The 17979-nt window shown below is 44.8% G+C and carries 20 protein-coding genes; 8 read left to right on the forward strand and 12 right to left on the reverse strand.

Features of this window, described 5'->3' with window-relative positions; genetic code table 11:
* Position 1 precedes the first annotated feature (1 nt).
* The 4 genes from arsB to AC5ZC7_RS18375 all read left to right on the forward strand — a co-directional run bounded on the left by arsB (position 2) and on the right by AC5ZC7_RS18375 (position 3032).
* Complete coding sequence (arsB, locus tag AC5ZC7_RS18360) at positions 2-1081, forward strand: ACR3 family arsenite efflux transporter (protein WP_496157447.1); 1080 nt, start codon at positions 2-4, stop codon at positions 1079-1081.
* Positions 1082-1344: 263 nt separating this feature from the next.
* On the forward strand, positions 1345-1821 hold the full coding sequence (locus AC5ZC7_RS18365; protein WP_496157446.1) for a PIN domain-containing protein: 477 nt from the start codon (positions 1345-1347) through the stop codon (positions 1819-1821).
* On the forward strand, positions 1799-1963 hold the full coding sequence (locus AC5ZC7_RS18370) for a hypothetical protein (RefSeq protein WP_496157445.1): 165 nt from the start codon (positions 1799-1801) through the stop codon (positions 1961-1963). The genes AC5ZC7_RS18365 and AC5ZC7_RS18370 overlap by 23 nt, the downstream gene beginning before the upstream one ends.
* 100 nt (positions 1964-2063) lie before the next feature.
* Positions 2064-3032, forward strand: a complete 969-nt coding sequence (locus AC5ZC7_RS18375; RefSeq protein ID WP_496157444.1) for a leucine-rich repeat domain-containing protein — start codon at positions 2064-2066, stop codon at positions 3030-3032.
* A 65-nt stretch (positions 3033-3097) separates the two neighbouring features.
* Here AC5ZC7_RS18375 and AC5ZC7_RS18380 read toward each other — a convergent pair whose 3' ends face one another.
* From AC5ZC7_RS18380 to AC5ZC7_RS18395, 4 genes are all read right to left on the reverse strand, one after another.
* The gene (locus tag AC5ZC7_RS18380) at positions 3098-3865 is read right to left on the reverse strand and encodes an ABC transporter permease (RefSeq protein WP_496157443.1); all 768 of its coding nucleotides are present in this window, start codon (positions 3863-3865) and stop codon (positions 3098-3100) included.
* Between the two features lies 1 nt (position 3866).
* The gene (locus AC5ZC7_RS18385) at positions 3867-4634 is read right to left on the reverse strand and encodes an ATP-binding cassette domain-containing protein (RefSeq protein WP_496157442.1); all 768 of its coding nucleotides are present in this window, start codon (positions 4632-4634) and stop codon (positions 3867-3869) included.
* A gap of 11 nt (positions 4635-4645) precedes the next feature.
* Positions 4646-5530: a pentapeptide repeat-containing protein gene (locus tag AC5ZC7_RS18390; protein WP_496157441.1), complete on the reverse strand. Its 885-nt coding sequence runs from the start codon at positions 5528-5530 to the stop codon at positions 4646-4648.
* A 299-nt stretch (positions 5531-5829) separates the two neighbouring features.
* Entirely contained in the window at positions 5830-7125 is a 1296-nt protein-coding gene (locus AC5ZC7_RS18395) for a DUF3108 domain-containing protein (RefSeq protein WP_496157440.1), read from the reverse strand.
* Positions 7126-7430: 305 nt separating this feature from the next.
* On the opposite strand from AC5ZC7_RS18395, the gene AC5ZC7_RS18400 reads away from it, so the two are divergent.
* Positions 7431-7883: an SRPBCC domain-containing protein gene (locus AC5ZC7_RS18400; RefSeq protein ID WP_496157439.1), complete on the forward strand. Its 453-nt coding sequence runs from the start codon at positions 7431-7433 to the stop codon at positions 7881-7883.
* Between the two features lie 154 nt (positions 7884-8037).
* A complete protein-coding gene (locus AC5ZC7_RS18405; RefSeq protein WP_496157438.1) occupies positions 8038-10539 on the forward strand; it encodes a mechanosensitive ion channel domain-containing protein in 2502 nt (833 codons plus the stop codon).
* Between the two features lie 51 nt (positions 10540-10590).
* On the opposite strand, the gene AC5ZC7_RS18410 is transcribed toward AC5ZC7_RS18405, so the two are convergent.
* The 3 genes from AC5ZC7_RS18410 to AC5ZC7_RS18420 all read right to left on the reverse strand — a co-directional run bounded on the left by AC5ZC7_RS18410 (position 10591) and on the right by AC5ZC7_RS18420 (position 12652).
* A complete protein-coding gene (locus AC5ZC7_RS18410; RefSeq protein WP_496157437.1) occupies positions 10591-10866 on the reverse strand; it encodes a DUF1905 domain-containing protein in 276 nt (91 codons plus the stop codon).
* Between the two features lie 10 nt (positions 10867-10876).
* On the reverse strand, positions 10877-11656 hold the full coding sequence (locus AC5ZC7_RS18415) for an alpha/beta fold hydrolase (RefSeq protein ID WP_496157436.1): 780 nt from the start codon (positions 11654-11656) through the stop codon (positions 10877-10879).
* Between the two features lie 93 nt (positions 11657-11749).
* Entirely contained in the window at positions 11750-12652 is a 903-nt protein-coding gene (locus AC5ZC7_RS18420; RefSeq protein WP_496157435.1) for a helix-turn-helix domain-containing protein, read from the reverse strand.
* 532 nt (positions 12653-13184) lie between these two features.
* Between AC5ZC7_RS18420 and AC5ZC7_RS18425 the strand changes: the two genes are divergently transcribed.
* On the forward strand, positions 13185-13958 hold the full coding sequence (locus AC5ZC7_RS18425) for an alpha/beta hydrolase-fold protein (protein ID WP_496157434.1): 774 nt from the start codon (positions 13185-13187) through the stop codon (positions 13956-13958).
* Positions 13959-14087: 129 nt separating this feature from the next.
* Here the strand turns inward: AC5ZC7_RS18425 and AC5ZC7_RS18430 are convergent, their stop codons facing one another.
* Positions 14088-14633: a hypothetical protein gene (locus tag AC5ZC7_RS18430; RefSeq protein ID WP_496157433.1), complete on the reverse strand. Its 546-nt coding sequence runs from the start codon at positions 14631-14633 to the stop codon at positions 14088-14090.
* Between the two features lie 188 nt (positions 14634-14821).
* Here AC5ZC7_RS18430 and AC5ZC7_RS18435 point away from each other — a divergent pair, with 188 nt between their 5' ends.
* Positions 14822-15157 (forward strand): helix-turn-helix domain-containing protein, encoded by a 336-nt coding sequence (locus tag AC5ZC7_RS18435; protein ID WP_496157432.1) that lies wholly within the window; start codon positions 14822-14824, stop codon positions 15155-15157.
* A gap of 124 nt (positions 15158-15281) precedes the next feature.
* Here the strand turns inward: AC5ZC7_RS18435 and AC5ZC7_RS18440 are convergent, their stop codons facing one another.
* From AC5ZC7_RS18440 to AC5ZC7_RS18455, 4 genes are all read right to left on the reverse strand, one after another.
* Positions 15282-15731, reverse strand: a complete 450-nt coding sequence (locus AC5ZC7_RS18440; protein ID WP_496157431.1) for a DUF1569 domain-containing protein — start codon at positions 15729-15731, stop codon at positions 15282-15284.
* Positions 15732-15734: 3 nt separating this feature from the next.
* Positions 15735-16148: a VOC family protein gene (locus AC5ZC7_RS18445; RefSeq protein WP_496157430.1), complete on the reverse strand. Its 414-nt coding sequence runs from the start codon at positions 16146-16148 to the stop codon at positions 15735-15737.
* Positions 16149-16203: 55 nt separating this feature from the next.
* Positions 16204-16623 (reverse strand): helix-turn-helix domain-containing protein, encoded by a 420-nt coding sequence (locus tag AC5ZC7_RS18450; RefSeq protein ID WP_496157429.1) that lies wholly within the window; start codon positions 16621-16623, stop codon positions 16204-16206.
* Positions 16624-16688: 65 nt separating this feature from the next.
* The gene (locus AC5ZC7_RS18455; RefSeq protein ID WP_496157428.1) at positions 16689-17978 is read right to left on the reverse strand and encodes a bactofilin family protein; all 1290 of its coding nucleotides are present in this window, start codon (positions 17976-17978) and stop codon (positions 16689-16691) included.
* Position 17979 lies beyond the last annotated feature (1 nt).

Consider the following 17979-nt stretch of genomic DNA (forward strand, 5'->3'; position numbering starts at 1 on the left):
TATGAGCTTACCGAATTGCGCTCCTGCCGCTGGCAGAAAGCAACTGAGTTTTTTGGATCGCTATTTAACGGGATGGATTTTCGGGGCAATGGCGGCCGGTGTAGCCATCGGATATTTTATACCGGCTACAGCCAACCGGATCAACAGTTACAGCAATGGCGCCACCAATATCCCGCTGGCAGTGGGCCTGATACTGATGATGTATCCGCCACTGGCAAAGGTCCGGTATGAACATATTGGTAAAGTATTCCGTAATATAAAAGTGCTCGGCACTTCCCTCCTCCTGAACTGGGTGATTGGACCGGTATTGATGTTTGCATTGGCACTGTTGTTTCTGCATAACTACCCGGCATATATGACCGGCTTAATACTTATCGGACTTGCCCGATGTATTGCCATGGTGATTGTATGGAATGAGCTGGCGGATGGCAACAGGGAATATGCAGCCGGACTGGTAGCCCTGAACAGTATCTTCCAGGTATTACTATACAGCGTATATGCGTACCTGTTTATTACGATACTGCCTCCCCTGTTTGGAATCCACGGCATCGGCGTGAACATTTCTATTGGCGCCATCGCCAAAAGTGTGGGGCTTTACCTGGGTGTTCCTTTTGCTGCCGGTGTCATCAGCAGGTATGGTTTGATTGCTATGAAAGGAGAAAGCTGGTACCAGCAAAAATTTATTCCTTTTATATCTCCGCTCACACTTATTGCGCTGCTGTTCACTATCGTTATCATGTTCAGCCTCAAAGGAGAACTGATCGTACAATTGCCAATGGATGTGTTACGCATTGCCATTCCACTGGTGATCTACTTTGTACTGATGTTTGTCATCAGCTTCCTGGCAGGAAAAAAAGCGGGGGCTGACTATTCCCAAAGTGCTTCCATTGCATTCACAGCCGCCGGCAATAACTTTGAACTGGCCATAGCAGTGGCCATCGGCGTGTTTGGTATCAACAGCGGACAGGCCTTTGTTGGTGTAATTGGGCCATTGGTAGAAGTACCCGCGCTCATTGCCCTGGTAAACCTCGCGTTCTGGTTCAGAAAGAAATATTTTGATAAGATAGTTACCGTTAGCTAAAGAATAATTTACTTGATTATTAGCGCCACGCAGTAGCGTGGCTTTTTTGCGCCCAGTGGCGGTTTTGATATCCTGGAAACGGAATGTTGGCAGCAATGAGGCGACAATATCTGGAGAAGCATTCATCATAAAAAATTACAATCAAACTGATACCCCACACCACATTCTAATATTCTCGTAAAAATAATAACGACACGTGTGATTATTTAGACACTTCTGCGAATAATAATAGTGTTTGATTGTTAACCCACTATTATTCCGTTATGATTATTTATGCTGATACCTCCGTAATTGGAGGATGTTTCGATATTGAATTTAAAGAATTCAGTAATGCCCTATTTGAAGAGTTTAAACGAGGAGTCAAATATCTTGTTATTTCTGATCTTGTTGAACTGGAACTAAGGAATGCCAGGGAGGAAATTAATCTAAAACTTACTGATATACCTGACAAACATAAGATTGAACATAAGAATACGCCTGAAGCAGTAGCACTGGCCGAAGCCTATATTAGTGGCGGAGCATTAAGTAATAAAAGTTTTAATGATGCCCTGCATATTGCTATAGCTACGCTTAGTAAAGCCGAAGTGCTGGCAAGTTGGAATTTTAAACATATTGTCAATCTTAATCGAATTAAGTTATATAATTCCATTAACTTACAGTTGGGCTATCCTATTATTGAAATACGAACACCCCGGGAAATTTTAATACCCAACAAATATGAAAAAGAAGAAACCATATGATGCGGTTGCTGAAGTCAGAAAAATCCGTGATGAAATGAGTGTAAAGTATTGGAAAAACCACGATTTATTATTCGCAGATCTAAAAGCAGCCAGCGAATACTTTCAGCAGAAATACCAGGCCAGCACAACGGCAGGAAAGTAATATTGACCTCTGGGAAGGTATTATAACAGCCGAATATAGTATTAAACTACCAAAGATTTAGGGAGACCTACCACCGGTATTTTACTACATTTGAATCCCTATGCAATCATCCTTACTCAATTATAAAGGTCAGCAATTAACTACATTTCCGGCAAGCCTGCTGGAAAACAGAGATATTACCAACCTAAACCTGGCGAATAACCTGTTGACGGAAATCCCGGAGTGGTTTGCAGAAATGCGACACCTCAAGGTATTATATCTCTCCAATAACCAGTTGACAAATATGGAGGTACTAACGGCCATGCCGTCACTGGAAGTATTACATATCGATAATAACCGGATTACGGCTATACCAGACGGAATTGTTCATCTTAAACGTCTAAGACGCTTTTATGCCAATGGGAATCTTATCAGCGCTTTACCGGCGGCACTGTGTGAACTACCGGCACTAAATACCTTACTACTGGCTCATAATAAATTAACCTCGCTCTCTGATCAGTTAGGAAAATTACAGCAACTGGATACGCTCAATCTGTTTCACAACGAGTTAACACATATTCCAACCTCCATTGGTCAGTTATCGGCGTTGAATTATCTGCAGCTTGGCATGAACAAGATTAAATATTTACCGGAAAGCATTGGCCTTTGCCGTAATATCTACTCCCTCGAAGTTTTTTCAAACGAGCTGGAATATATACCTACACAACTGAAAAATATCACGCAGTTAGAAAATCTCAACATTGGTGATAATCATATCCGCCGGGTCGAAAATATACCAGCAAGCATAGATCGACTGAGCATTTATGCCAACCCGGTAAGCTATATAGATCCCGTCATTACAGAAAGATTCATACAAACAGCTCCTGCGAAGGATTTCAGGGTCTATCTATACGTAGATAAACAGCAATATGATCACTTAAGGCTGCAGAAAAGTGCCTTCCGGGATAGCCTTAAAATTATAGATATCCCCTCAGGGAAAATTTACGTGTTTGACTATAAAGACATGCCGCAGGCATTAACGGAAAAATGGCAACTTAAAAGAAGTCGTGATGACGACACCATTCATTAATATCCCCTCACGCAAAAACCTTGTAGCACTAGGTCTACAAGGTCAGGTACACAAAACAATACTTTTTACGCCCGCTTCTTATACGCCCGCATAGCGAAGAAATAGCCTACGATCATAATACCAATACACCAGGCCAGCGCAATCCAGATATCATTACCTACCGGTTTATTCGATAATAATGAGCGGATCGTGTTTACAATAGAAGTCACGGGTTGATTCTCTGCAAATATCCGCACGCCCCGCGGCATTGTTTTAGTGGGCACAAATGCGGAGCTGATCAATGGCAGGAAGTGGATAGGATAAGCAATAGCCGCAGCGCCATCCACGGTTTTCGCGGTCAATCCGGCGATCGCCGAGATCCAGGTCAGCATCAGTGTAAACAGGGCCAATATGCCAGCCACGGCTAACCAGGAAAAAATACCTGCGGAAGAACGAAAGCCCATTAATAACGCAACAAGTACAATCACTACCAGGGAAAGAAAATTGGATGCCAGTGACGTGAGTACATGTCCCCATAGCGCGGCAGAACGCGCAATTGGCATAGAATGAAACCGTTCAAAAATGCCCCGCTGCATATCCAGGAACAGCCGGTACGACGTATATCCCATACTGTTAGCAATCGCCATCAGCATAATACCGGGCAACAGGTAATTGACGTAGTTGTCGGCCCCGCTCTGGATGGCTCCGCCCAGTACATACACAAACAGTAGCATCAGGGCGATGGGCATAATAGTGACGGTGATAATGGTGTCCATGCTGCGAAAAACATGACGCATAGAACGACCTAACATCACCCGCATGTCTGTAAAAAAGTAAGAGGGTATCGTATTCATTTTATTTTCCGTTTTTTTTACCAACGATGGACAGAAATATCTCTTCCAATGTCAGCTGTTTTTCAATGTATTCTACTTTAGCAGGTGGGAACAGCTTTTTCAGCTCTTCCAGCGTACCGCTTACCATAATTTTACCTTCGTGAAGAATGGCCATTCTATCGGCCAGTTGTTCAGCTTCTTCCAAATACTGGGTAGTCAGTAATACCGTTTTGCCGCTGCTGGACAGCTCTTTAACAATCTTCCAGACTTCAATGCGGGCTTCCGGATCCAGCCCTGTAGTGGGTTCGTCGAGGAAAATCAGCTGCGAATCTCCCACCAGGCTCATGGCAATATCGAGGCGACGGCGCATACCGCCCGAATAAGTAGACACTTTACGGTCTGCCGCCTCTGTTAAACCAAAGCGGAGCAGCAAATCCGCTGCTATCTGCTGCGGACCAGCCAGGTGGCGCAGCCGGGCAATCAGGACCAGGTTTTCCCTCCCGGTGAGAATTTCATCTACAGCGGCAAACTGCCCGGTGAGGCTGATAGACTGCCGCACGTGGTCGGGTGATGTCACCACATCAAATCCATTTACCCTTACCTGCCCGCTGTCTGGTTTCAACAACGTAGTGAGGATTTTAACGATGGTGGTTTTACCGGCACCGTTGGGGCCGAGCAGGGCGAAAATACTGCCCTTCTCTACCTGGAAATCTACGCCTGCTAATACAGGCAGATCTTTGTAGGACTTTTTCAATCCTTGTACTGAAATAGCGATTTCATGTTGCGACATGTCTTATTTCCTTATGCTGTTAACAATATGATACCTGTCAAATCTGCTTTCCCATTTTTCAGGAATTCGTAAGTGAGCCGGTCCGCTTCACAGTCCACAAACCGGATTTTTTTCAGATTCCTGCCTTTAAAGAAAGTATTGGTGAGTGTTGTATTCCGGAAGGTGACGTTGGAGAAGGTAGCGTCTTCAAAATAGCAATCTTCCACCACGCCGTCAATCACCACATCAGCAATATGCGTGGCATTAAAAGCAGTGCGATGCAGGATGGCATTGGTGAGGGTATTTTTTTCCAGGGAGCAGGACTTAAACACCGCCCCACTGAAATCGGCCCCTGTGAAATTACAGTTCCTGATATGGCAACGGGTGAATTCCGCTTCGTTCAGCTGGCCGTCCCTGAAAACATTTGTTTGCAGGCTACAGCTCTGCAGGACGCTACGGCTCAAGTCTGAACCCGTAAAGTCACAGCTATCGATGCTATTGCCTTTCATCAGCAAGCCTGATAGATCCGATCCCACAAACTTGCAGGTCTGCAAATTGGAGCCGCTGAACTTCTCATGTAGGTGCTTCAACCCGGAAAAGTCGGCCCGTACCCAGTTGCCACGTGACATATCCCAGGCGGGTTTGTCCGGTCCTTTTTCCGCAGGCAAGTCCACCGAAGGAATAACGGAGGAGGTTTCAGTGACAACAGAAGGGAAGCTGTCTGAAAAATAGTTGAGGTCCACTCCCAGGATTTCCGCCAGCCGGTTAAAAGTAATAATGTCCGGAATGGATTCTCCTCGTTCCCACTTTCCAACAGCCTGCGGGCTAATAAATAAACGTTGGGCGAGTTGTGCCTGAGACATATTGATCTCTTTTCGCGCTTTGGCAATTTTGCCACCAATCATACCTGGTTCCATAACTGCTATCTTTTGTTTTTTTTCGATAGCTCAAAGGTAATGGGGTTCATTTCCATAACGATCAAAGATGCCGCAACTGTTAGTTGTAATTGCGCTACTTGCAGTTGTAATGCCACAACTGCGGGTGGTATCCGGGGAGAACGGGGCTTTCGATCGCCGGGGGCAGCAGCAACCGAACCTCCTGTCCCGGTTTTCCGGTTGCATTTACAGGGGTTTCTTGGGGGGTAGTCTACAACCCGTCATTACACAAAAAAGCCGCCTACATGAAAAGTAGGCGGCTCCGTTTAACTCCGTTTATATCAGGCACGTGTTTTCTTTAGTTTCGCTTCCACTTTTTCACCAGGCTTGCTGATGGTCACCACTTTTTTCACGACTGCGCTGGTACCGGTGCTGTAATTTCGGTCAACCGTATTGGTGGTGGAACCCTGGAACATTCCATTAATATAGTGATCAGTGTAGCCGGTTACTTCTGTTTGGGTATAGGCGTGATCATAGCCAAATTCAGTATATAACAGGTACTCACCTGGCATGAGGTTCACGAATTCGTAATGTCCCTGATCATCATATACGCGGGTGCTTTTAATACATGCGGCGGCTTCGTCCAGTAAGGCGATCCCTTCCCTCCCTTTTTTACGTTGGGCATCGTTTACTTTCACCCACTCTTTAAAATAATCATTGTAAGGGATGAGGATCACCTGGGTACCCCTGGGGGCCACTTGTTTGGCTTTGATATTCATCACCTGCATTTTGGAGAAGACAGTACCATTATCATCAAAATCGCGGGCAAACACTTGCCCGTAAATGATGGAGTTGCCTCCTTTTACCATTTTCATGGTCTGGTCTTTATCAAAGGGTGCTTTGATAGAATTGAAATCTGTTTCTGCATCCACCATCCTGATCTGGGTGCCATTGGCCCAGCTATCGATTTGCCAGAGGCGCCGTGTTTTCTTATCGATATAGGATATGGATTTTTCACCGGTGGAAGGCTCTACCACGGTTACCGCCCATACATCGTGCTTACCGGTGTATTTGCTGACCCAGGTGCTGTTGGTCACCTCTTCCACCACCGCCTTCTTCACGTTTTCCGTATTCTCCGGTTTGTATTCGTATACCGGTAAATCGGTGCTATAGCCGGAAGTCAGCGGCAACAGGGATAATAGGAACGGGTATGTATAGCTGTCGATGAAATATTGGTTGCCCGCTTCTTTGATCTGGGTTCTTTTACTGGTTTTCTTGTCCACATAATAACCGGTAACGTCCTTGTCGAAGTGCAGTACCATGTCTTTAAGCGTACTATGAGAAGCCCTGTAAACAGGTTTAAAATTGGCCAGGTTAGATACAGCGGTATCTTTCCACTCTTCCAGGCCGATCAGGGCCATGTTGGTGGTGAGCGCCAGTTTATCGCCGGTGGTATTGATACCAATAGTAAAGGTTCCGATAGGCGATTCGCTACTACCATCTACCATATAACAGGCAAGGGTATATTTACCATTCTTCAGTAATTTACTGTCGAACGGCCCCTGTGCCTGGCTATTGGCAGTAAAGAATGCTACAGCGGCCACTATGAGGCCCGATTGGCGGAAATAAGAAAGCATAGTTTTGATGGTTTTTCTGACAACACAAAAATAGATGATTCCAAATATGTGGCATATACTTGGAAACAAGTAGGCAAATATACCTGTTTCCAGGTAGGTGGTATTGATGACAAATGATTTTCTTCTTCCAAAAACAGGGTTATCATCAGCGTCGCAATTAACCCTTTAAATTGTCGTATCTCCCCACCCTCCCAACCAAATTTTCGGGACATCTTTGTTGTGTCAATGAATGGCAATGGAGCAGCAACCATTTAAAAAACGGGCGGAACCGAAAAGCCAGAAGAGTAGGAACAAAAAAGTATCTTATGTCAAACAATAATGTTTCATTGCACAGGGTTCTTAAAACCACTCCGGAAAAATTATACCGCGCGTTTACAGAAGCTACTGCTATTGCTTCCTGGTTACCTCCTTACGGTTTTCTTTGCACCGTTCACGAAATGAACGTAAAAGTTGGTGGAACCTTTAAGATGTCATTCCAGAATTTCGGTACCGGCCACAGTCACTCGTTTGGTGGCAGTTACCTGGAACTCAAGCCTGGTGAGGGATTAAAATATTCTGATAAATTTGATGATCCTAATTTGCCGGGAGAAATGATTACTACAGTTGTTCTCCGGAAAAATATGGCGGGTACAGAAATAAAAATTACGCAGGAAAATATTCCGGCAATGATACCGGCAGAAATGTGTTACCTGGGCTGGCAGGAATCATTGGAGAAGCTGGCAAAGCTGGTAGAACCAGAAATCCCGGATGGCTTCTGATAGTATATAATATCAAAACGCATCAACAGTAATGCACCTGGAAGTATATGTTCCAGGTGCATTTGCATTTCAGGAATCATCTCATTTACCAGGCACGGGCATCTTACTATTTTTTATTATCTTAATGTATTGTCTGAATAAACGAACAATGCCTATGAGATTCCATATGCGCAAACTTTTACATCTGTTCACTGACAGGCGGTTTCCCTGCTTCCTGCTCTATTTTTTGTTGGCAGTGATACCCGGCCAGGCGCAACAAAGGGATACCAGTCGCTCCCTCCCAAAGACCGATAGCAACAGCTTCGTCACTAATATGCAGCAATATGGGAAATCGGCGTCCCAAAAATATATCAACGAGTTTGCCGCCAGGAAAGTAGCCCTGCACCAGGACCTGCTCTTTGAACAAACCAACATCATCCTGCAACGCGCCAAAAACTACCTGCGTACGGGTATTGATACCAACCACATCAAAAATTCCCTGGATAAAATAAAAACCTGGTCGGCACTTGCGGGCGATGGTATATTTGTTAATAAAGGCAGTGCCCAGTCTTACCGGAATCTCACCAACACGTACAACCTGTTGCTGGTGCTACAGAAACAACTGGCAGACATAAAAACCAGCCTTGATAAATATCATACAGTTCTGACTACTTTCACCTACGAACTGGACTCTCTGTCTACTGATCCTGCCCTCTTTACCTTTCCGGATGACTCCCTCCAATTGGTCAGGTACCTTCAAAAGATGAAAAATATTGCGCATGGACTCACTCCCATGAACTCGCAACTGAAGCGGGCTATTGCCAATGTGGAAGAGTTGTTGGCCCCCACCAATGCATTGTTATTTGACCTCACTTCCCAGATGGAAGAAATAGAGCAATACCAGCTAACCATTTATGCGCGGACGTTCGACAGCGAATTCCCGGCGTTATGGCAACCTTTCCAAAAGGCAAGGCCACTAAAAACCATTCTTTATTATTCCTGGCAGAAATCATTACTCACCCTCCGGTTTTATTTAGCCAATAACAAAGGAAAGGTGTTCATGACCCTGCTGGTATTGTTAGGCGCTATCTTTTATATCCGGTCGCTGAAAAAAGTAAGTAGTCAATCTGAATACACGCAAACGGATAAACGATTATTGTTTAAGTCGACCGTATTATCTGCCATCATCGTGGTATTCAGCTTGTTCCAGTTCCTGTTTTTAGCGCAACCTTTTCTGTTTACCTGCCTGTGCTGGACATTTCCGGCCATATCCCTGACATTTGTTTTCCGGGGTTTTATCAGCCGGTATTGGATGCGTTTCTGGGTGATGTTGCTGGTATTATTTTTCCTGGCCTGCCTGGATAATCTGGTTTTACAGGCTTCCCGGCCGGAGCGTTGGGCAATGTTAGTGTTAGCGCTGTGTGGGGTTGTACTGGGTATTTCGGCCCTGTGTCCCTCCAACAGGGCGCAGCTGAAAGAACAGTGGATTGTTTATGCCATCGGCTTAATGGTGATATTGGAACTGGCATCCATCGTGACTAACCTGGTGGGCTGTTACAATCTCTCCAAAACGCTGCTGACAAGTGGATACTTTAATGCGGTGATTGCGATCCTCTTTCTATGGACTGTCCGGATTATTAATGAAGCCATGGAGGTGGGTACTATTGTGTATACCAGTGCTGATCCCGGGCCTTTAAACATCAACTTCCAGAAAATAGGTAACCGCTCCCATCCCTTGTTTTATCTACTGCTGATAATAGGTTGGTTTGTGTTGTTTGGCCGCAATTTTTACGCTTTCAAATTAATGACAGATCCATTCAGGGCCTTCCTCTCCGCGGAGCGGCAGATTGGGGACTTTACATTTAGCATTGATAACATCACGCTGTTTATAGCCATTGTAATGTTATCGGTCGTTATATCCAGGATTGTGTCTTTCTTCGCCGGTGACAACAACAGGTATACCACCAACACTCCGGGAAGGAGGCGCACAGGCCTGGGTAGTTGGATATTGCTGGTACGCATTGCGATCATCACCATTGGTGTATTACTGGCTTTTGCAGCGGCAGGCATACCTATGAGCAGGGTGGCATTGTTTATGGGCGCCATTGGCGTTGGTATCGGCTTTGGGCTGCAATCCCTGGTCAACAACCTGGTGAGTGGGCTCATCATTGCATTTGAAAAGCCTATCAATGTCGGCGATGTGATTGACATCAAAGACCAGTCAGGAAAGGTAAAATCCATCGGTTTCCGCAGCAGTACTATTGCTACCACAGACGGCGCCGATTTGATTATGCCCAATGGCGACCTGCTAACCGCCCATCTCCTTAACTGGACCTCCAATGGCCATAAACGCAGGATGACGATTATCGTAGGAGTATCTTACGATACGGATCTTGACAAAGCCAAAGAGATACTGCTCCCACTCTTTGCCGGGGATAAACGTATCCTCAGCAACCCGGCGCCGAAGGTGCTCTTTAAAGAATTTAACCAGAGTTCCATCGATATACAGTTATTCTTCTGGGTAAGGCACCTGGTCGAAGCAGTGGATATTAAAAGTGACCTGATTGCGGCTATTACCAATGCCTTCCGGGAACATGGTATCAGTATTCCTTTCCCACAACAGGATATACATATTTCGCCGTTGAATCCGCCAACGGATGATCCGGGGAGTAAATAAAAAAAAAGGCCCACGCTACGTTATGCGTGGGCTTTTTTTTATTTGCTCCTGTCATACTCTTCCATAAATTTCCACACTTACTTTATCTCCGGCTTCCTTACCAATGGCTTTGCGGGTTTTCTGGTTAACCCCCATCAGGTGCGTACCATTTTTAAGGGGTAAGAATGAATTTTCGAATTCATACCCATCTATATTACCGCGCACCTTTACAGGGCGCCTGGTACCAAAGGTATCCGATACACCATCCCAGACAACATAAGTCCATGATCCTTTACCCGGTTCAGTTTGCAGGGTTGTATGCAGCTTGATGTTTGTTTTTTGTGCCATGGTATACTGGTTAAGATTTGAAGAAAGGGGTTAGCACCGACAGTACAACTTCTGCCGCAGGCAAATGATCTTGTCCTTTTGCCACGGTATAAGCAGCGCCCGGAATAGCCTCCTGTAGCTGTTTGGCCACTTCCTGTATAGATTCAGGGCTTTTTTCTCCCACAATAACCTGGGTAGGTGTAGTGAGGGTGGCGGCTTCTTTTACCGGTGCTAAAGTACCTGCCAGCGTGGTATCATAAGCCAATGTGGGCGCCAGGTCAACCATGATCTGCCAGTCGGGGTAGAAGCTGTCGAAAGCCTCCTGTGGAATACCGATCCCTTCCAGGAACCCGGTGATCGCTTCCTGGTTCTTTCCTTCTTTCAACAACTGGTACAGTCCACTGCTAAGTGCTTTGAATTCATCCAGACCGGCGGCATTACTGCAATAGGCGGCATCGTACATGGCCAGTTTGGTTACTTTGTTACCGAGGGCCATGGCGGCTTTCAGGGTCAGTATCGCGCCGGAAGAATGACCATAGAGGTATGCTTGTCCTCCTTCCGCATCAATCATTGCTTCAATATCTTCTACCTCCCGTTCTACGGCATAAGGCTGTGTATCGCCACTATCTCCCCGGCCACGGCGATCATAGTTGTATACCGTAAATTCCGTTGAAAAAACGGACACATCATACAGGACCGGCCTGAACTCCCGGTAGCAGGTAGCGCCGGTAATAAGAATTAAGGCAGGGCCTTTGCCAGTTACATTATAGGCCAGTACAGTTCCATCTTTAGAGCGCGTTGTTTTCATCATGATCTGTTTTTAATGTTTTCGATGTAGATACAACACAAAGGTAGATGGTCCATAGGGAGCCACTTGGTTCATAATCCGCTTTGAATGGTCAATTTACCTGTTGGACTGATTTCTGAATTCGAGGGGGGTAGCGCCGGTATTTTTCTTAAAGAACTTATTAAAATTTGCGGGATCAGAAAAATTCAACTGGTAACAGATTTCGGTAATATCGAGGTTGGTATAAAGGATTAAGGATTTCGCTTCTGTTACAATTCTTTGGTGGATGAAGAACAGGGCATTTTGTCCTGTTGCATTTTTGATATACTCAGAGAGATATTTGGGCGTAATAGAGAGCATGGCGGCATACTCATTCACCGTTCTTTTGTCTATGTAATTGTCGTTCACCAGCTGCATATATTGTTTGAACAAAACAGACTCCGGCCGGACAATCCTATCCTGTTGCTGACTAAGCTGTACAAATCCTTTTAATTGATATAAGGTAGCCAATATTTTCAAGCTGGCTACCGTATGTTGTTTATCATCCGACTTTTCATAGGCTTCGTAAAAATCTTCAAACGATTTTGAAAACGTCTCAAACTGTTCGTCGGATAATTCAAAAAAATGGGTTTGCTGCACATCGAAAAATGGGAACTGTTTTTCAAAATCAGGTCTGAAAAAGGAGAAGCAAGGCAACTTAAAATAAATAAGGTATCCGTAAGCGTATTCCGTGCGATAGAAGCTGGAAAGCAGACCCGGCGCCTGAAAAACGAGCGAACTATTCATACGCATTTCCTTCATGTTATCATACACGATGCGGGATTGTCCTACGCCGCTGAGGAGTGCCATAAAATAAAATGACCTTCTGAAAGGAGGCTTGTAGAATTTTTTTACGTCTTCTCCTTTGCTTACCCTGAAACAGAAGAGATCCGGGTTAGTCGTTCTGTCGGGAAATGGCGTACTGGCAAAGAATTCATTGATATCATCGTAGAAAGGAATGACCGCTTTGGAATTACCCATTATTGAAAGCCGTTTTAGTCAGGAATGGTGCTACAGTTTTTGATGTTTCCGATTTATTGAAGATAAGGAAAAGATAAAAGCCAAAGAAAGTGTTTCAAAAGTAATTTTGAGACCGCTCCTGGTATCAAAGGTATGCTGAAAAGTACATGGTCTACTTACCATTTCACAACAAGTACTGATCATTTCACGACAAAAAAAGGCTGGCCGTTTAATTTTGGGTCAGCCTTTTAAACATGAAAACTTCAGTGCCGTTATGCTCCAGCTTTAACATATACTTAAATATAGCAGTAGTCTGTTCTTTCAGGAGTCCATATTGAACATAATAACACACACCTGAAAATACCTCCTTATAAAGCCTATCTTCTCCGTACTTCCAGGATTAATGAATCCTTCTGTTCGTTAACATTAACTGTTATAAAAATCTTCTCCCATGATCAGGTATTTATCCGTTGTTATTGCTCTAGGTTTTATGCAGACTAGCTGCAACAATGCAAAGCATCCAATAACAGTCAATACCAGTCAACCGCAGCTGGTGAAAACAGTCTTATACGCCGCTTCAGTGGGAGATAGTTTTTATATTTCTGTGAGCCTGCCCGCTGACTACTATCAGGTGCCTCAACAGCGATACCCGGTAGTATACCTGCTGGATGCCAACCTCTATTTTGATATCATGGCCACCACGCTTCATAGTTATACAGAAGTTGGACTATCACCTAATGCCATCCTGGTAGGTATTGGTTATAAAGATTTTTCCACCATGGATTCCCTTCGCAACCGGGATTACACGTATCCCCTGGCGATTCCGGAATACGAAATGAGTACCAGTGGCGGTGCAGATAAGTTCCTCTCCTTTATCGATACCACGCTGATACCTTTCATAGATAAGGCTTATCACGGAGATACTACCCAACGCATATTAATGGGTCATTCTTTGGGAGGGTACTTTACGCTATATGCATTGCTGCAGAAACTCTCCGGCCATGATAATGGATTCACCAGTTATATTGCTGCAAGTCCTTCGTTGCATTACAATCACCACTATTTGCCGGAGCAGTTCCAGAAAGCAAACGTGCAACAGGGAACACCAATGAAAATCAATTCCTATTTCACATTCGGAGGACTCGAAGATGTTGAAAACACAGATAGTAATGCGATTAAACTATCTGAACTGATTACACAATTATCGCAAATCCTTACCAGGAATGGGGTGAATGTTAAGGGAAATATTTACAGTAACCTGGATCATATGGATACACAGCTGCCGACTTTTATTAAGGGGTTGCAATGGGTAAATGATAAAAAATGAAATCACTCATTGAGAAGGGTAAATCATATAAACAAGGCCAAGTTGGGGTTACCAGTAACTGATAAAAAGGCGACCGTCCCCTGTCAATGGAGATGGTCGCTCTTAAAACAAATAAAATTTCTGCCGCTATTAGTTTGTACCACAACCTCCTGCACCGGTATAAACACTCTGTCCTGATGTATAGCTCACCGTAAGGTGGTAAGCCACAATAGTAGATTGCCAGGTACCCATGGGCTTATTAAATACCCTCGCCGCACAAGGCGTAGCGTCCGGAGGGCAGTTAGCCGGGTAATCAAACATGCAGGCATTTACATTAAAAAGCAAACCTGGAGGCGCACTTAAATTGTTAAAGGTATAACCATTAGCGTACTTAGGCGGGATACAGGATACCGGAGGGTCATCGTCCGCAGTAGCGAGCTTCGCATTAGCAGGTGGCTTGGCATCATAATTCACCATCGTTACAATATCTTCTATCATCTCCCGCTTTTTATCCGCAGGCAGTTCGGAGGCTTCCAATAATGCGGTAGCACGACGAATATTCTCCGCTTTGTCCATTGTCAACTGGATGGCAGCCCCATTGGTTTTATCAGGTTGTTGGCTGGTTGTTGGCTTATCTTGTTTGGTACAACTAAAAATAGCCAGCATAAGCAGGCAGGCGAGGGTGATTTTTTTCATAGTACTGAAAGGTTTTTATAACTAGGTTTTTTAATGGTGCCGGCACCCTACAAAACTAATCATACCGGCATTCACACACTATCCGATTTTTTTTACTTTATGTACTATTTTTTTTACATTCAGGTAATATTCTTTCTTGTCAATCAACCATTACAAAAACCCACCATCAAAAATCCTGACAAAAACCCATGAGCATTATTTTCAAAAATGTCCTCGTACAATTACGAAAGTCGAAAGGCTGTACCCAACAACACGTTGCCTCTTACGTATTAGTGAGCCGCCCCACTTACATCGGCTGGGAGCGCAATGTGGGAGATTTGCCGTTATCCAAATTACTGCTGCTGGCAGATTTTTACCAACTGAGTATGCCAGATTTCATTACCCTGATTCTGGAAGACAATAAAACGTCCAATACCTGCGGCGACCACCGTCTCTTACATCATGAAATCAGCATCCTGAGAAAGGAGGTAAAAGAAATAAAGGAGATGCTGACAAGTCCTGATTCCATGATCAGTACACAATAAGCAGGTGTTACAAAACATTCCAACTTTCGGCACTAATCTAAAAAGGTGCAAACGTAAAGTCTGTGCTGACGATACGTTTGCACCTTTTTAGATTAGTGCCGAAAATATATTTTTACCAGGGCTTTTATACGCCAAATTGCCTCAGATGGTGATCACAATGTTTATATACTAATTCTCCCAATTGTTTTTTGGTCAATTTTCCGAAAAACCAATGCGTAAAATATTCCCGGGAAAAAGTGCTGTACCTGGTAATGACCTGCTTCCAGTTGTTCTTCTCTGTTGCGAGGTCTAAATGCGTATCTGTTACTTTAAACTGCTGCCCTGTTGGGGCGTTTTTACCCATTACTGATGCTTCATTTCTCAATATAGCAGCAATGGCATGCTTCCCTAATATCCGTCCCAAAAAAGAACGTGGTACGGCTACGTTGCCAAAGTAATATTCATCACAAAGCCTGCAATGCTTTGCCATTTGCGCTACGGTCATTTTGCCCCATTGGGCTTTGTTTTCTTCCTGCAGTGAATCAATTCTATTCACTACTTCCGTTCGTATTTCTTCGTTAAATATAGACTTCATCTTTTAGGATGCTAATTGTGCCAATGAAAACCAATTGCCGGAGTCGTCGAGGAATAAGGCCTCGAAGCCATAGAATTCTTTGGTGGGTGCTTTTTTAAACACAACGCCTTTAGACTTCAACTCTTCATAGGTAGCCATAATATCATTACAGGTAAATACGGCACATCCGAATGCACCTTTCCTGATTAAAGCGGTCATAGATGCTACCGTTTCCTTGTCGAACATAGGGCCTTCAGTGAGCAGGAAAAGGGTTATTTCCAGCTCCGGCTGTTCCGGAGGGGTCACCGTAAGCCAGCGTGCTCCGTCACCCATGGGGGCATCCGTATGGACTTTAAAGCCCAGCTTATTCACATAGAAATCGTAGGCGCTGTCCTGGTTGAGCACATAAATGCTGGTATGCGTAAGTTTCGTGATCATGATTTACTTTTTACGAAGGTGGGTATTTTGCTGTTTTATGACCTCTTAAAAATTGCTATTTTGTCCAACCCAGTGTTTCTGCGAAACAATTGGGGACGAAGCACAATGGATTGTCCTGGATAGCGATGCGCTTCATTTCCTGTTCTTTTTGGAATAAGGAAGGTGTTTTTCCCGTCATCCTTTTAAACATGCCTGCAAACGTAGTAGGGCTGTCGAACCCCACCAGTATAGTAGTTGCCAGCACGGATTCTCCTTTAGCCAGCAGGATTTTGGCATTCTCCAGCCTGACTTTTATCAAATAGTTTTTAGGGGTATAGCCATAGATTGTTTTGAACAAGCGGATAAAATGGAATTTAGAAAAGTGTGCCTGACCGGAGATATTACACAAATCGATATGCTGGGCAAAGTGATTGTCAATAAACAGCTTTGCCTTCACGATCCGCTGATATAAATAGATGCGCTCGTATTGTTCCATATAAATAGTAAGCCCACTAAATTTACGCCATTCGGCGGGGTATTCCTAATCAGGTTTCGCCATAGCTATGCCAACCGGCTTATTTTCCGGGCAAACCGTTCACTAAGTGCCTGCCAGGCTGCTGCATATTCGGGCTTGTTATAGCGTTGCTCCGCAAAGGCGTAGGTGGTAGCCGACAAATGCCAGTTAAACACATTTTCGAGGTATTTGATATCGTCTGTCATTACACGTTCCAGTACTTTTTGTTTAGAGACGCCGGCCTGCTCACAGTATCTGTCCAACCACGCCCCCCGGCCCTTTTTCACATACAGCACCAGTATGTCTTCCGTTATAAACGCAACGGGTACACGTTCCATCTGCCAGTCGTTCGTATCTATAACGATGCATAACAGGGCGTGTTCATAAAATTGTTCCGGTATATCCACCTGCAGAATAGCGCCATGAGCGGCGGCGATATAACACAGGTCGCGTGTAATCAGTTCAGCAGGCAGATAGCGCAGTGCTTTACCATCTCTTTGGGCGGCGGTTGTTGCCAACTCCATGGTGATGGCACCTGGTGGAAAATACTGCAATGCGCCGATGTAATAGGCCATTGCTTCCTGGCAGAGATTATTGGTACGCATTTCCATGGGTACACGTTTCAGGTCGCGCCAATTCCGGCGTACTTTGTTACGCCAGTATTCCAATGTTCGTTCCGCCGGTTCGAGTACGCTTTCCCCGGCAGCCAGGTCCCGGATGATTTCCTCAAAATCGGTAGTCAGTGGATTGTTGAGTAGCAGTTGCAAATTTTCCGAAATCACCGGATCCCCGTCTTCAGATTCTCCGCATTCGTTGGCAGCCGGGCTTTCCGGGTCGTTATCATTGTAATAAAACTGGCTGATGTTTTTCCGGAACGGCATCAGGTGGTAGTCATCTACTATCATAACGGGTGCAGTAAAAGTACCATCGCATTGCATCCAGCCATGATTGTAGTGTAGCAGGATCACCTCTTCCACGCGGATATCACCTTCCACCCGCACGGGTGATCCGCCTACCAGGAAATTACGGCAGCTAATATTGCCAGCCACATAGAGTGCAGGGCCATAGTCGCCCGTTTCGTTGAGTATACCGCCATCCACTGTGAGGTGGCCGAGCACCACCACGCCTAACGGCGAGCGGCCATCGGGCATTTTGTCCATTTTGTCGGAGTCGAGGATGAGGTCACCTTCCAGGTGCAGGTCGCCTTTATGCACGTAAAAATAGCCGTCTGCTCCGATGATGTCCATGAACGCCTCTTCACTTTCATGAATTTTAATCTGTACCTGGTGCTGGTTCAACACCTGTTCTCCAAAAACAATCTCAAATTCTCTAAGCATG

The sequence above is a fragment of the Chitinophaga sp. 9-1-y genome (genome assembly GCF_059511905.2).